The sequence below is a fragment of the Shewanella frigidimarina NCIMB 400 genome (assembly GCF_000014705.1).
Lineage (GTDB): Bacteria > Pseudomonadota > Gammaproteobacteria > Enterobacterales > Shewanellaceae > Shewanella > Shewanella frigidimarina.
The window spans coordinates 3,859,375-3,872,776 of sequence record NC_008345.1; the positions used below are offsets into that span (position 1 = coordinate 3,859,375).

Genomic DNA, 13,402 nt, shown 5'->3' on the forward strand with positions numbered 1-13,402 from the left:
CTTTATTTTACTCAGTAGCGGTTGTTAACGGTAAAGCCCATATGCTATTACGTTCACCATAATAAACACGCTGTTTAGTTTTAATCGCACCATAATAAAATACACCCGCAAAAACTAACGCAATAAACTCAACGACCATGCTGGGAAAGTAAATGGGTCCCCACAACCCTATGCTCGGCATAATAAAAGACACAACAGAAGTGATTGGTATTAATAAACAGGCCACAAATAATAGGTATTGTAAGTAAATAGCACTTTTAGCTGCACCAACAACAAAACTATAAATTAATGCGCTAAAAAATACTACGTAATAACAAATAAGGTAATTGTTATTAACCTGATCACTAATGAGATACAACCATTTACTTGAAAGCATCGTTATCATTACGGCTAATATTGAGCCTAAACACATACCCACGGTCAAAGATGCCATAAAACGGCTGGATTTATTTTGTAATGGTTGTTTTTGTCGACGCTTTTCTAACCATAATAAATTACCACTATAGAATAAAAATGCCCCAAGTAAGCCCAAAGAAAAATAAACCCACCGACCTAAATCTCCAGCATAGCCGCCAAAATGTAGCGAAAAAAAGCTAGCAACCAGTGGAGTATAAATATCATTATCTTTCAACGGAATACTACTGTAGCCAACATCAAAGGTATAAGGGTTCATGTAAATAAAATCGCCAGAATTGACACGCATCATTTCACGTTCGTTAATAATGGTAATGCCAACCATTGGATTTGTTGTTGATAAATCAGAGAAAGCCATTGATTCCACATGGTAACCGTCGGTCATTTCATTAACTTTCTGAAGATAGCTTGAAATAGGCGGAAGCTGTTCAATTGAGTACTCTATTGTTGATCTCTCACCACGATCGAACATGGGTTCATCGCCATATACTAGGCTTAAACCACCATAAAGAACATCATGAAAAGCAAACACAATCACAGTCCAAGCAATAATCAAATGGAACGGTAAGCTAATAATACCGACTAAATTATGGCTATCGAGCCAAAAACGATTTACGCCTTTGTTCTTTCTTATCGCTAAAAAGCTATTAACTAACGTCGGTAATAAAAAAATAACACCAGACACTAATGCTAAAAAATATAGCACTGATGCCCCCCCTAAAACGAGAACACCAATATCTTCATGCCCGGCTTTTCCTGCTATGCCAGCCGTGCGATGAAGCATATCAATCAACTCTCCGAGTTCATTCGTGGGGTTAACTTGGGTAACTAACGCCCCTTCATCTGACAAGGTCGCGTGTCTCATGACATTATTTAAATGTAAACCACGGCCACCGCCCTGTTCAAACCATGTAAGCGGCGATAATTGTTGATTAAAGTTAACCGTAAAACTTTGCTGGGCTTTATCAAAATTTGTTGATGCTTGTAAGATTAATTGATCAAACTGATCTTTTGGTACTTGTGGTAATTGATGGCTTGGCGGTGTCGCCCATTGAGTAATTTCTTCCTTAAACATCGTCAATGAACCAGCATAAAAACCAATAAAGAGTACTAAACCGGCAATAATACCTGTCCATGTATGGATGGATTGATATGTACGTAGAATATCTCCGCGAACTCTCATGCTAACCACCTTAGTAAAAAGAACACGTTACACACCACAACATTCGCTAATGTTAAATAAACGATGGCATGTAAACCCGTTTTAAATAAATAACTAAACGCCAACACTAATAACCAAATGGGACTCACCATCCACATGTTAAATTGCACTTTTACAGGAGCATTAATACCGCCATAACCATACCAAGCAAAAATACCAACACAGGCATACGCCAATGTTAGTCCCAATATTGAGCTGGCTAATGTTTTTAGCCACCAATGAGGCTGTATTTTTTCATCCGCTGTAAGCCTAGTCATCAATCATTCCTTTTAGGTTTGACTAAATATCCATTTATACTCAATAAAGGAATACAAATAACAAATATGATAATGGTGAATAACCAAATAAAAACTGCGGCACTCATGGTGTATAGTTTCAACCAGATCAACAATGCTAATAACCAATATATTAAGGTTCCAAATCGCCAAGCCTTAACCAATGGTTTTTGTATAAACTGTTGATTTTTGTTAGTGAGATAAATAAGCATTGCGCCGATAACAGTTAATAATAATGCCAACAAAGGCCACATTTAATAAATCCTCGCAATAGATGTAAAACTAACTCATTTCAGTAGCCGATATCGCATTACAGCAATATGTTAACGGTTAACGATTAATCAATATTAGTTTACATAGCGTTATTTTAGGCCGATAAAAGTAGTCAATTAACGGCCATTGATATGTTAATAATGAAGTGATTAACATTTTGTGTAATGCTTAAAAACTCATCTTTACTTTAACAGCAAAACTACGAGGTTCACCGATACGCAATGCACCATAAGCATCACCAGCTGCCCAAAACTCTTCGTCGAATAAATTATCAACGGTACCAATAACGGTTAGCGTTTTGTAGTCAATCATCGTGCTATAGCTAACACCGGTGTAAAACAAAGTATAAGCAGGTAATTCCCAGGTATTATTAGAATCTAATGTTGTTTCACCAAAGTATTTGGCGCCTAAATTAACAGCTAAACCAGGCACTGCATCGACCTCATAGTTAGTCTGCAAGCTAAACTGTTGATTTGGTGTACCAGCAACGTCATTACCTTCCACCGCTGAATTTGTCTTGTCATAAGTGGCATCCAATAACATCAAGTCACCGTATAGAGATAAATTATCAGTGACTTCCCATGCTCCACTAAATTCCAAACCTTGATAAATGCTAAGTCCATCCTGTACTAAATAATTATCACCAGTAACCAGTGTGGCGCCTCGTTCGATGCGAAATAGTGCCGACGTTAAAGACCAACCGTCACCAGCTGTTTTAACACCCAATTCATATTGCTTACTTTCTAATGGTTCTAGTAGCTCATCAGCGTTTGCGTAAGTCTCGCCAACATACGACGTTGTCCCCTCAAACGATTCAACATAGCTGACATAATATGTTGTTTTATCATCAGGTTTAAACATCAATGCAGCAGTAGGACTTAGGGCGCGGTCTTCATTGTAAGCTTGGTATGAAGAGAAATATTCGCTTGGCGTATGTTCAATTTGATTAGATCGAATACCGAGTAAGACTTCCCATTGATCGGTTAGCGAAATAAAGTCACTGAGATAAACCGATTGTTGTTTATCAATCCAAGCCATAGATAGATTATCTTCTAAGGTTGAATTATAGGTTGGAATCTCAACAGGATTAAACAGATTATCGGTTCCATAACCCCACATTACTACGCGATGCGGATCATTCCGATACGTTGTAGACTTCTGATATGACGCACCTAACAACAGGTTGTGTCGAATGCTACCGGTTTCAAACTCACCGTTAATCACAGCCTGAATTTGATCATAATTAACATCAAAATACTGGTCATATAAGGAAATATTAACATCACCATCACTATTGAGTAAGTAGGCTAAGCTTTTTACCCAACGAGTCTCATTCTTAGAATAATCATACTCAAGACGAGCACTCCAGTTATCATTAATGTCCCAATTTAGGCTGGTTAACGCTACGATATTTTTGTAATCATCGAAGGTACCGTCAGCTCCAATACTGCGAGTACCGCTAACAGTATCAGGAAGCAAATCAGTACTGCCTAACGAATTATTCATTGTAGTCCATGAATTTTCAGTTAAGCGATCGTTATAAATAACATCAACAGTCCAATAAAGTGAATCGGTTAATTGTGCGTCAAATGCTAAAGCTGCAGTATTACGATCAATTGTGCCATCTTCTAAATACGTGTCCCCCGACTCTTTAACAAGGTTAACCCTAACACCATACTCATCGTTATCACCTAAACGCTTACTGGCATCAATATGACCACTAAATACACTGTCACTGCGCATGCCAACATCAACAATAAATTTATCGCCTGTTGCTTTTTTAGTCACATAGTTAACGACGCCACCAGGTGCAGCCATCCCATACATGAAGCCAGAGGCTCCTTTTAGTAAGGTAACTTGCTCGAAGGCTTCATAAGGGAGTTCACCACTAAAATTATTGATAGACATACCATTAATTTTAAAACTATTGGTATAGTCTAAAGGTAAGCCACGAACACGAATAGTTGAGCCAAAGGTACTGTAAGCACTACCATCAACCGATACAGATGCTTCTCTACTAAAAAGACTATCCAGAGTATTAACCTGACGAATTTCTATATCTTCAAGCGAAATAACATCTACTGAAAAGGGGGTTTCTAATAAAGTTTTATTACCCAAGGCTCCACCATTATTATTAGAACTCAGCTCGGTCAGTTTATGGCCCACCACACTAATGGTTTCAATACTGCCTTTAGTCTCTTCTACGTTTTCCTCCCCTATAGCAGAGTAACTATTCAAAGAGAGTGCAGAAGCACATACAACAGCCAATTTACATTTATTAAACTGTAAAGTATTGATTTTCATTACATGTTCCATTTAGTATTTATAAAAGATATTCACGCTTCTACAATAAGCGTCTTTTAACTTATCAACATTTAGCGACAAACAAGCTAATACTAATAACAACGATTATCAATCGCATTTACAAAATGCAATGATTATTTACTCTAAAACTTGAGTTATGAATAACAATTGGACGCAAAATGCACCTCGCGATGAGTTTGTTGGCACTGAAGTGATTTGAATTCAGACACATCAAGTGATAGCACTCTTGTGCTTCTTTATAGAGGGTTTTTAAATCGTTGTAATACCAAATTTATGTCATATCAAATCTATGTAACATTAAATATGAGCACTGTATTTTTATCACCCTTGAAGCACAACCGTCACACCAATACATGATAGTGTTTGTGACTAAATCGAGACCCTTAGCTGGAGAACCTTCGATGAGTAAACAATGACTCTGATTCATCTGGGGCCGTATATGGCTATATTGACAACTGAATAGACAATATTAATTAGCACGCTTGATGTGTGCTAGATAACGTTAAATTATTCAATGAACTGTATAATTGTGGTTAATTAATGATTGGTGGAAGATAACGTGCTAACAAAAATTTTAGTCACAATATTGGTAATACTTGGCGCTATTGTCTACTTGCGCCGTGGACGAGGACATAAAGTTAATCGCATCGCAGAAATGGCAAATGCACAAAAATCGCCACTTTTTAGTCGAGTCATTATTTACACTATGATTGCGGTGTCGATGTTAGCGTCTGCAGGCTATTGGGGCTGGAGTTGGTATGACGATAACACCGTCGTTGAAGTTACGATTACATCCCCCATTGAAGCGATGACAGACAGCTACAAAGTGCGTAAAAAAGATATTGAAGCACAGCGAATTACGACTGTTGACGGCATTCAAATTCGTTTATCAAATCAAGAGAGATTAACGGTAAAAACATTAGTAACAGAGTAATAGTCATTGTTCAAAAGTGTTAAAAGTTAGTTTTCGCAAAGCTTGGAGAGCACAAACAAAGTATTAAAAAGCACAAGCGTTTAGTCATGTTCAACTACATAAAGTAGCTTTATTAAACGCCCCCATAAGACTTCGTAATAGCCGGTTTATCTCAAAAATCGAATAGTTCAACAGGGCTAATCAGTAAGAGTCTGCACTTCGATGCTAGCCTCTGTGTTAATGGTTGGCTGTTCATTTAAAGTAGTAATCACTTTATTTCGTCCTAACGTTTTTGCTTGATATAAGCGCGCATCGGCAGTTTTATAAATTTGCGAAAAATGTGCACCGTCTTCAGGCCAACGTGATACCCCAATACTAATGCTAAGGTTTAGCTCACTGCCATCAATTACGGTAACGAGCTCAACAGCCTTGCGTAAACGTTCCGCTATTTGACCTGCTTGCTGTAAATTTGAATCAGGAATTAGCATACAAAACTCCTCCCCGCCTAAACGAAAAGCCCAGTCATTTTGACGCCGTACACTATTGATAATACGCGACACCTCTACCAGTACTTTATCACCGACATCATGACCATATTGGTCATTGATCCGTTTGAAATGGTCAAGATCAAGTATTAACACCGATACGGATTGATGCTGCTCGGGTAAACTTTCACACAACATGTCGAAGATAGAATCTAACAATAAACGATTATTTAGCCCAGTTAACGGGTCAAGTGATGCCATCTTTTGTAACCGTTCAACGGCTTCAGCTCGTTTATATTCATAACTAAAAGACAAAGCCCAAATAGCAGCCAAACATAAAACAATATTGGCGATAGTAATTGGGTAAATTGTTGCAATATCTAACAGCAAAGCATTAACCAAAATACCCACACCACCTATCATATACACACAGGTGTATAGGGTACCTAGCTTTATACCCAGCAACAGATACGACAAAACAGGAATAATAAACAGCCAAGTAAATAGCCCGGAATTAAATGAAGCACTGTAAATGCCAATTAAAATAACGCTGTAAAGTGCAAACAAAAAAACCAAGCACCACAATGTGAGGTTTGGGGTGGCTTTATGAATAAAAAGAATGCCAATACAAAGACATACCACCGCTAATTCAACCATGGCATACAATTTAAAATCATTAAACCAGTTATTAACCACAAATATACCGCCAGCAACAATAATGACAATTAACACTGCCTTTAATACTGTACGACGATACTCAAGCTCACTTGCCCATAAATTGGAAATGGCCATTAATGCTGTATTCCTATGCTGAAGCAACAACAACTCACACTTTGAGTAGCCATATTTTTAACTACAATATCTTTAACTACAATATCTTTAAATCTGAATGTAAAGATTAGAACAGATATGAATCATTTGCCAAAATATTAAAAGGTTACGTATTACTATAAGCGTAAATCAACCACACACTTTTTAAGCTAAGATCATCATAACTGACTGTCTATTACCATAAATACGGCTGTCACGATCATTAGTTAATCGCTATCTCGATATTGTTCAGACATATATCGGGTTACAATAGATATACAATGTATAAATCCGGATTATGCGCTAAATGGCTAAACCTAACAAAAAAGGCCCTTCGCGCACCGTCGATGTTTTTTGCGCTAAGTGTAAAGCCCAACTGTTTAAATATCGTAAGGGTGGTAAAGGCGCCTTAATCAAATGTTTCAAGGAGCGGATTGTCGAAGACAACACCAAGATTCCTTGCACATGCCCAGAATGCGGCCAGATATTTGCCAGAGATACGTTAGTGAGAGGCGCACCAGCATTTAAAATGGTCGGTGGAAAAGTCACCTTTAAGTAATTCTGTAGCGTCATGACTGACACAAGTACGAGCCAACAACAAGATTGTTAGTCATTGTATTTACAAATGAATAATAAAAATCATGCTCAAACGTATACTCATGAAAAATGAACTACAGTACTGATATTAGATAAAAATATTAGCAATATCGCGAAATTCACATGCTATATACAACCCCTCTAAACATCACTTCAAACCTAAATTTTCTCGACCTGTTATTTGTAATTAAAGGCATAATTTCACACGAGTTCGGGCTTGTCTAACTTTCGGGATAGAACGCAGTATTGCTCGGGCTATCCTTATTCGTTAGGTTTAGAGGGCTATTTACACTTTGCTCTATGTACTCAATGTATTATCAATAGTACGTTGAACTGAATAACTAACACGTTTGGTTTTTAGTAAATATAATTGTGCTACTAATACATTTGGAACCCAGGCAACCCAAGAAATTGCAATGTAAGACGTTATAAAGTCGACATTAAATAACCATGGAAATGATGGTAGATACAATCTAAGGGTAATTGCTGAACAAGTTAAAGAGTAGTTTATTATCATCCAATAGCGATGTGCATTCACGTTACCTTTTTTTATTTGAACAAATGCTATGCTTACAGTAAAAAGCCATAAAAAAGCCATAGTACCAAAACCGAAATGAGCAACAATACCACCCATAGAATTGGTAGCTAAGTATAAACCAGCAGAACCGGAGAGTAATACGGCGGTAACGTAGACTTTACCAAGCGTTCGATGAAGTTTGATACTTTTCGCTCTCATGCGACTATTTAACTGAAATGCGCCAATGGTTAACGCTATTGAGCCTCCGACCATATGTAGATACATCGCCAATGGTGTTAATGAAAACTTTTCTTTTAAATATTCTGAGCCAACCCAATCAACGGTTACAAACAGAATGGCATAAATGCTAACACCAAGAGCTAAGGCATAGAAAATACCGTATCCACACTTTTTAAATACTTCCATATAAGACTAATCCTTATTAAAATCTAACGCGACACTAACAAGTAAGCTCTGTGCTGGCTAGGGTCAATATATGCTGGCATTGAACGCTATGATCTGTGCTTATAAGCTCCAGCAACGCCAAACCCAATGGCAGCAACAAGTATTATGATATCTAAGTAGTAAACTGGTTTTTGGATCGAAAGAAGAGTACCAATAGTCGTTAGTAAAAGGCTTGTGTTGGCATAAGTGTTACTTTTAATGCTTTTTTCCATATTTCAAATTTTCCATATTATGAATTATGTACATATATTTTATGTGCATGCTGATGAACGGGTAGAATGCCACTGTTAAATTTAACAATACCATAACACTAAGTGGCTTTGCTGAGGCATTTAAATGAAACGGCTGTTTTCGTTGATAATTATGCTGAACACAATTTGAGGGTGTGAGAAAGGGTATGGTCAGTGATTTAGTTAAATATTGTGATGATTTATTGCCAATTCAAGCCTTATCATTAATCTCCCAAGCAATATTAAGTACAAATGAGACGCGCGTTTTCGAAGATGTTTCTGATACAAATCCTTCAACACTGACTTTTATCAATTATGGATAAATCTGTTTCCAGTGTTTTACTTTGGGATTAACAATACCAGACTCCTCAAAAGCCCTAGAAATAGTGCCTTCCAAACGCAGCTTTTTTAAACCGTCTTGCAACGCCTCAAAAACCTTTTCAGCATTTGGTGCCTTTTTAGAAACAACAAAATGGCGAGACCCTTTTAAACCCACTTTAATATTAGGAACCGGAACTAACCTTACTCCGGCTATTTCCATACTGAAATCTTCTTCTGAAGAAAATTCATTTAGAACAAAATCAGCTCGTCCCACATTAATAAATTTGAACATAAGATGCAGTTTCGGCATGCTATGTGTCTTCACCCCCATAGCTTTCAACGTTGCCCAGTCAACTACCCAACGATCAGAAGAAACGCCTTTAAACTTTTTAAGTTCATCAAGTGAATTGATTTTCATTATATCAACGTTTGTTGGTAGAGCGTATATGCCCACTTCGATCGCCCCTGCTTCAAATATAGCATCGCTGACATAAAAATCAGCCTCATCAATTTCAATTCTCCAGGCTGTTTCTGCTGGCATAGTGACAACCCCTTTTTCAGCCTCTATCAAAGCGCGGCTATAATTGGGCATTTCTTTTAGCTGTATATCAGGCTTCAACCCTCCAAGATTTAGCGCTTTGCATATCAACACTAATTCAACTACGCCACGATGAAGATTCATTTCCCTAAAATCATCAATATCGTTGCAGTTTTTTTTATCTGCCCATTCCTTGAATGAATCATAAACCACTTTATTAGCTGAAATATCAACCACTTCGGCGCAAAGGTTACTGGTTCCTAATAAGGCCACCCAACTTGTAATAAGTATAAATAATTTTCTCATTCATCCTACTTGTAGTGGTTAGATGAATTACCGCTATCATAATTTATCCACATAACCAAAATTGAATCAAAAAAACCAAAGTATTGATTTAAAGCAATTTTAATTGAACAATATAAAGCCTGAGTCATTGTGAGTTAAGCTGCTTTTTAAGGCGGAAATTGTTTTTTATTTGGCGGATGCTACGGCCACATTCATCAGTATAATTTATGTTATAGGAATTTGTTTTTTTTAGGTAATTAATTTTTGTACAATATTCCTACTAATTATATGTTCTGATTACAGCTTTTAAAGTGATTTTTGAGGTTTATCTGATATTCCATTAAATTTGTAGCCACTTTTTACTTATAAACTGAAGTAAACTAGAAGTGTTATGAATAAAAAATATCTTGACTAATGTAAACAAGAAACCATTAACAAGTGATTGAAAAAGGTTAATCTATACTGCTCAATAGCTTTTAGGCCATTCCGACTTAAAAACAACTGAAATCTTTACCCATGTTATAGGTTCTCGTTTTAGTCATGCCACTAGACCAATAGATCGATAGATCGATAGATAACGCCCACAAAAAAGGACTCTTGCGAGCCCTTTTACACGTAGATTGTGACAACCGATTTGTGAGCGGTTTAGCTATTGCAAGATCTAGCTACGCAACCCAATTCCACGCGATATCAAATAGTAAGCCAGAGTCCATAAGCTGACACAAAAACCAATCATAATAGCTATTGATAACGGTACGCTTAAGTCAGCAAAACCTAAAAATCCATAGCGGAATACGTTGATCATATATACCACAGGGTTTAAGGCTGATACGCCTTGCCAAAAAGATGGTAATAACGATAACGAGTAAAACACCCCACCTAAATAGGTTAACGGCGTGAGAATAAAGGTCGGAATAATACTGATGTCGTCAAAGCTTTTAGCAAATACCGCATTAATTAACCCGCCGAGTGAAAATAACACTGAGGTTAAAAACATGGTTAACACCACCAAGCCAACATGATGTAACGAGATATCAACAAACATCATCGCCACTGTGGTAACAATTAAACCAACACTTAACCCACGGGCGACGCCGCCGCCGACATAACCGGCTATCATCACGTAATGTGGCACTGGGGCAACCATGATTTCTTCAATGTTACGTTGAAACTTGGCGCTGTAAAACGATGAGGCCACATTAGAGTATGAACTAGTTATCACCGACATCATGATTAAACCTGGGGCGATAAACTCCATGTAGGTAACGCCGCCCATTTCACCAATGCGACTGCCGACTAAATTACCAAAAATTAAAAAATATAAAGTCATGGTTATGGCTGGCGGCACCAATGTTTGGATCCAAATACGGGTGAAGCGATTAATTTCTTTGGTTAAAATACTTTTAAAAGCCACAAAATACAGACTGTTCATTATTTTGACTCCTTGGCTTTTTCGACCAGTTCTACAAACAATTCTTCTAAGCGGTTGGCTTTGTTGCGCATTGACAACACTTCGATATTGGCGACGGTTAACTGGGTAAATAATTCATTAATGTTGTTCGATTTGGCCACATCCACTTCTAATGTGTGAGCGTCAGTTAAACGGCAATTCATGTTGCTCAATTGTGGTGCTACGTCGAGATCGTGTCGTAAATCGAAAATAAAGGTTTCAACATCTAGCTTGCTCAACAATGCCTTCATGGTGGTGCATTCCACCAGCAAACCGGTATCGATAATACCAATGGTGCGGCACAGCATTTCGGCTTCTTCAAGGTAGTGAGTGGTTAAAATAATAGTCACGCCTTGTTTGTTGATTTGTTTTAAAAATTCCCACATTGAACGACGCAGCTCAATGTCTACGCCAGCTGTTGGCTCATCTAAAATCAATAATTTAGGTTCGTGCATTAACGCGCGGGCAATCATTAAACGGCGTTTCATACCGCCAGACAGTTCGCGGGCTTGGGCGTGACGCTTTTGCCATAAATCAAGTTGGGTGAGATATTTTTCAGCGCGCTCTAATGCAACCGCTTTTGGTACGCCATAATAACCCGCTTGGTTAACGACTATTTGTTGCACGGTTTCGAACTGATTAAAGTTAAATTCTTGCGGCACTAACCCGATACATAACTTGGCATGTTCGAGCTGCTTATCAATATCAAAACCAAATACCGACACTGTTCCTGCGGTTTTCTGTACCAATGAGCTGATAATGCCGATAGTGGTAGATTTACCCGCACCATTGGGGCCAAGCAGGGCAAAAAAGTCACCTTGCTTTACCGTCAAACTGATCGACTTTACGGCTTCTACGCCACCTTTATAGGTTTTTTTAAGGTTTTCGATCACCAATGCATTGTTGGTGTTGCTCATTGTCATACCTCTAATCCATGAATTGCGAATCAAACATTTTCTAATACGTGCTTCTAAAGACGTAATGTAAATGAAAAAGACGCAGAAATATTTAGACACTTAAAACAAAACTCCCGCCTATAGCGGGAGTCTATCAATAAAAAGCCCCACTTAATCTAATGGCACTACTTTAGCGATGTAAGGCAAGTTGCGATACTGCTCTGCGTAGTCGATACCATAACCCACAATAAACTCGTCTGGGATGGTTATACCAATAAAGTCGACATAAACGTCTACTTCACGGCGTTCAGGTTTATCTAATAACGTACAAAGCGCTAGGCTTTTTGGCTCACGCAGCAATAACATCTCGCGCACTTTGTTTAAGGTGTTACCTGAGTCGATTAAGTCTTCAACGATTAATACGTCACGACCGGCGATGTCAGACTGTACATCTTTAAGCACTTTCACATCACGCGAGCTGTTCATGGTATTACCGTAGCTCGATACTGACATAAAATCGATTTCAACATGGCCTTTAATACGGCGACACAAATCGGCCATAAACACTACTGAACCTTTTAAAAGGCCAACCATTAATAAGCGTTCACTGTCGGCATAATGGGCATTAATACGTTCAGCTAATTGGTCTAGGGTTTTATTGATTTCTTGTTCAGAAATCATCATTTCAATGGTGTGCTTCATAAATCTCTCAATTGTCGATGTCGTGTGACTGAGTATGTCCATATCCCCAGCGACTCGTTAAGTCGTGTTCAATTCCCAAATGATCAAGTATTCGGGAAACCATGAAGTTTACCAGATCTTCTACTGATTTGGGATTATGATAAAAGCCTGGTGCCGCTGGCATGATGGTCGCGCCATTACGGGTTAGGCTTAACATATGCTCTAAGTGTATGGCACTAAAAGGAGTTTCCCGCGGAACAAGAATCAATTGCCCTCTTTCTTTTAATACTACATCTGCTGCTCTTTCGAGCAAATGATTACTCATACCCGTTGCAACAGCAGCCAATGTGCCTGTTGAGCATGGACAAATGACCATTTGTTTAGGCGCAGCGCTGCCAGATGCTGGCGGCGAAAACCATTCATCTTTGCCTAATACCACTAATTCACCTTTTAACGGTTCATCAACGTTATGCAGTTGTTCGAGTAATTGTGCTTTCGCTTTGTCTGGGTTCGCGCTTAATTGCAAACCGTGTTCTGTTGCTAACACCACCCGTGCGGCACTGGATATCATTAAAAACACTTGGTAATCGGCCGCAAGCAAACATTCAAGCAATTTAATGCCATAAGGCGCGCCAGATGCGCCCGTCCAGGCTAGGCTAATTGCTTTGGCTTTTTTGGCATAGGCCATGTTGTATCCTCTATCGG

12 protein-coding genes are annotated in these 13,402 nt (G+C 38.3%); 2 read left to right on the forward strand and 10 right to left on the reverse strand.

Annotated elements, in window-relative coordinates; genetic code table 11:
* Positions 1 to 7: 7 nt before the first annotated feature.
* The 3 genes from SFRI_RS16625 to SFRI_RS16640 all read right to left on the reverse strand — a co-directional run bounded on the left by SFRI_RS16625 (position 8) and on the right by SFRI_RS16640 (position 4,488).
* Positions 8 to 1,597, reverse strand: a complete 1,590-nt coding sequence (locus SFRI_RS16625; protein WP_011638661.1) for a PepSY-associated TM helix domain-containing protein — start codon at positions 1,595 to 1,597, stop codon at positions 8 to 10.
* Entirely contained in the window at positions 1,594 to 1,893 is a 300-nt protein-coding gene (locus SFRI_RS16630; protein WP_041413202.1) for a hypothetical protein, read from the reverse strand. Before SFRI_RS16630 ends, SFRI_RS16625 begins: the two co-directional genes overlap by 4 nt.
* 459 nt (positions 1,894 to 2,352) lie before the next feature.
* Positions 2,353 to 4,488, reverse strand: a complete 2,136-nt coding sequence (locus SFRI_RS16640) for a TonB-dependent siderophore receptor (protein ID WP_244262836.1) — start codon at positions 4,486 to 4,488, stop codon at positions 2,353 to 2,355.
* A gap of 580 nt (positions 4,489 to 5,068) precedes the next feature.
* Between SFRI_RS16640 and SFRI_RS16645 the strand changes: the two genes are divergently transcribed.
* Positions 5,069 to 5,443: a hypothetical protein gene (locus SFRI_RS16645; RefSeq protein ID WP_011638665.1), complete on the forward strand. Its 375-nt coding sequence runs from the start codon at positions 5,069 to 5,071 to the stop codon at positions 5,441 to 5,443.
* Positions 5,444 to 5,619: 176 nt separating this feature from the next.
* Here SFRI_RS16645 and SFRI_RS16650 read toward each other — a convergent pair whose 3' ends face one another.
* Positions 5,620 to 6,699 (reverse strand): GGDEF domain-containing protein, encoded by a 1,080-nt coding sequence (locus SFRI_RS16650; RefSeq protein ID WP_011638666.1) that lies wholly within the window; start codon positions 6,697 to 6,699, stop codon positions 5,620 to 5,622.
* Between the two features lie 325 nt (positions 6,700 to 7,024).
* Between SFRI_RS16650 and SFRI_RS16655 the strand changes: the two genes are divergently transcribed.
* A complete protein-coding gene (locus SFRI_RS16655) occupies positions 7,025 to 7,276 on the forward strand; it encodes a hypothetical protein (protein ID WP_011638667.1) in 252 nt (83 codons plus the stop codon).
* Between the two features lie 336 nt (positions 7,277 to 7,612).
* Here SFRI_RS16655 and SFRI_RS16660 read toward each other — a convergent pair whose 3' ends face one another.
* The 6 genes from SFRI_RS16660 to SFRI_RS16685 form a co-directional block, all read right to left on the reverse strand.
* The gene (locus SFRI_RS16660; protein WP_011638668.1) at positions 7,613 to 8,257 is read right to left on the reverse strand and encodes a DUF2306 domain-containing protein; all 645 of its coding nucleotides are present in this window, start codon (positions 8,255 to 8,257) and stop codon (positions 7,613 to 7,615) included.
* Positions 8,258 to 8,839: 582 nt separating this feature from the next.
* Entirely contained in the window at positions 8,840 to 9,691 is an 852-nt protein-coding gene (locus SFRI_RS16665; RefSeq protein ID WP_011638669.1) for a hypothetical protein, read from the reverse strand.
* Between the two features lie 640 nt (positions 9,692 to 10,331).
* Positions 10,332 to 11,102, reverse strand: a complete 771-nt coding sequence (locus tag SFRI_RS16670) for an ABC transporter permease (RefSeq protein ID WP_011638670.1) — start codon at positions 11,100 to 11,102, stop codon at positions 10,332 to 10,334.
* Positions 11,102 to 12,037, reverse strand: a complete 936-nt coding sequence (locus SFRI_RS16675; RefSeq protein WP_011638671.1) for an ABC transporter ATP-binding protein — start codon at positions 12,035 to 12,037, stop codon at positions 11,102 to 11,104. Before SFRI_RS16675 ends, SFRI_RS16670 begins: the two co-directional genes overlap by 1 nt.
* A gap of 150 nt (positions 12,038 to 12,187) precedes the next feature.
* A complete protein-coding gene (gene hpt / locus SFRI_RS16680; protein WP_011638672.1) occupies positions 12,188 to 12,718 on the reverse strand; it encodes a hypoxanthine phosphoribosyltransferase in 531 nt (176 codons plus the stop codon).
* A gap of 7 nt (positions 12,719 to 12,725) precedes the next feature.
* Positions 12,726 to 13,385, reverse strand: a complete 660-nt coding sequence (locus tag SFRI_RS16685; RefSeq protein WP_011638673.1) for a flavin prenyltransferase UbiX — start codon at positions 13,383 to 13,385, stop codon at positions 12,726 to 12,728.
* Positions 13,386 to 13,402 lie beyond the last annotated feature (17 nt).

What these genes read in the sequence shown, in the direction of transcription:
- SFRI_RS16650 (WP_011638666.1), bottom strand. Translation starts at nt 6,699, where the DNA reads ATGGCCATTTCCAATTTATGGGCAAGTGAGCTTGAGTATCGTCGTACA.
- SFRI_RS16655 (WP_011638667.1), top strand. Translation starts at nt 7,025, where the DNA reads ATGGCTAAACCTAACAAAAAAGGCCCTTCGCGCACCGTCGATGTTTTT.
- SFRI_RS16665 (WP_011638669.1), bottom strand. Translation starts at nt 9,691, where the DNA reads ATGAGAAAATTATTTATACTTATTACAAGTTGGGTGGCCTTATTAGGA.
- SFRI_RS16630 (WP_041413202.1), bottom strand. Translation starts at nt 1,893, where the DNA reads ATGACTAGGCTTACAGCGGATGAAAAAATACAGCCTCATTGGTGGCTA.
- SFRI_RS16670 (WP_011638670.1), bottom strand. Translation starts at nt 11,102, where the DNA reads ATGAACAGTCTGTATTTTGTGGCTTTTAAAAGTATTTTAACCAAAGAA.
- SFRI_RS16685 (WP_011638673.1), bottom strand. Translation starts at nt 13,385, where the DNA reads ATGGCCTATGCCAAAAAAGCCAAAGCAATTAGCCTAGCCTGGACGGGC.
- hpt (WP_011638672.1), bottom strand. Translation starts at nt 12,718, where the DNA reads ATGAAGCACACCATTGAAATGATGATTTCTGAACAAGAAATCAATAAA.
- SFRI_RS16660 (WP_011638668.1), bottom strand. Translation starts at nt 8,257, where the DNA reads ATGGAAGTATTTAAAAAGTGTGGATACGGTATTTTCTATGCCTTAGCT.
- SFRI_RS16640 (WP_244262836.1), bottom strand. Translation starts at nt 4,488, where the DNA reads ATGAAAATCAATACTTTACAGTTTAATAAATGTAAATTGGCTGTTGTA.
- SFRI_RS16675 (WP_011638671.1), bottom strand. Translation starts at nt 12,037, where the DNA reads ATGAGCAACACCAACAATGCATTGGTGATCGAAAACCTTAAAAAAACC.
- SFRI_RS16625 (WP_011638661.1), bottom strand. Translation starts at nt 1,597, where the DNA reads ATGAGAGTTCGCGGAGATATTCTACGTACATATCAATCCATCCATACA.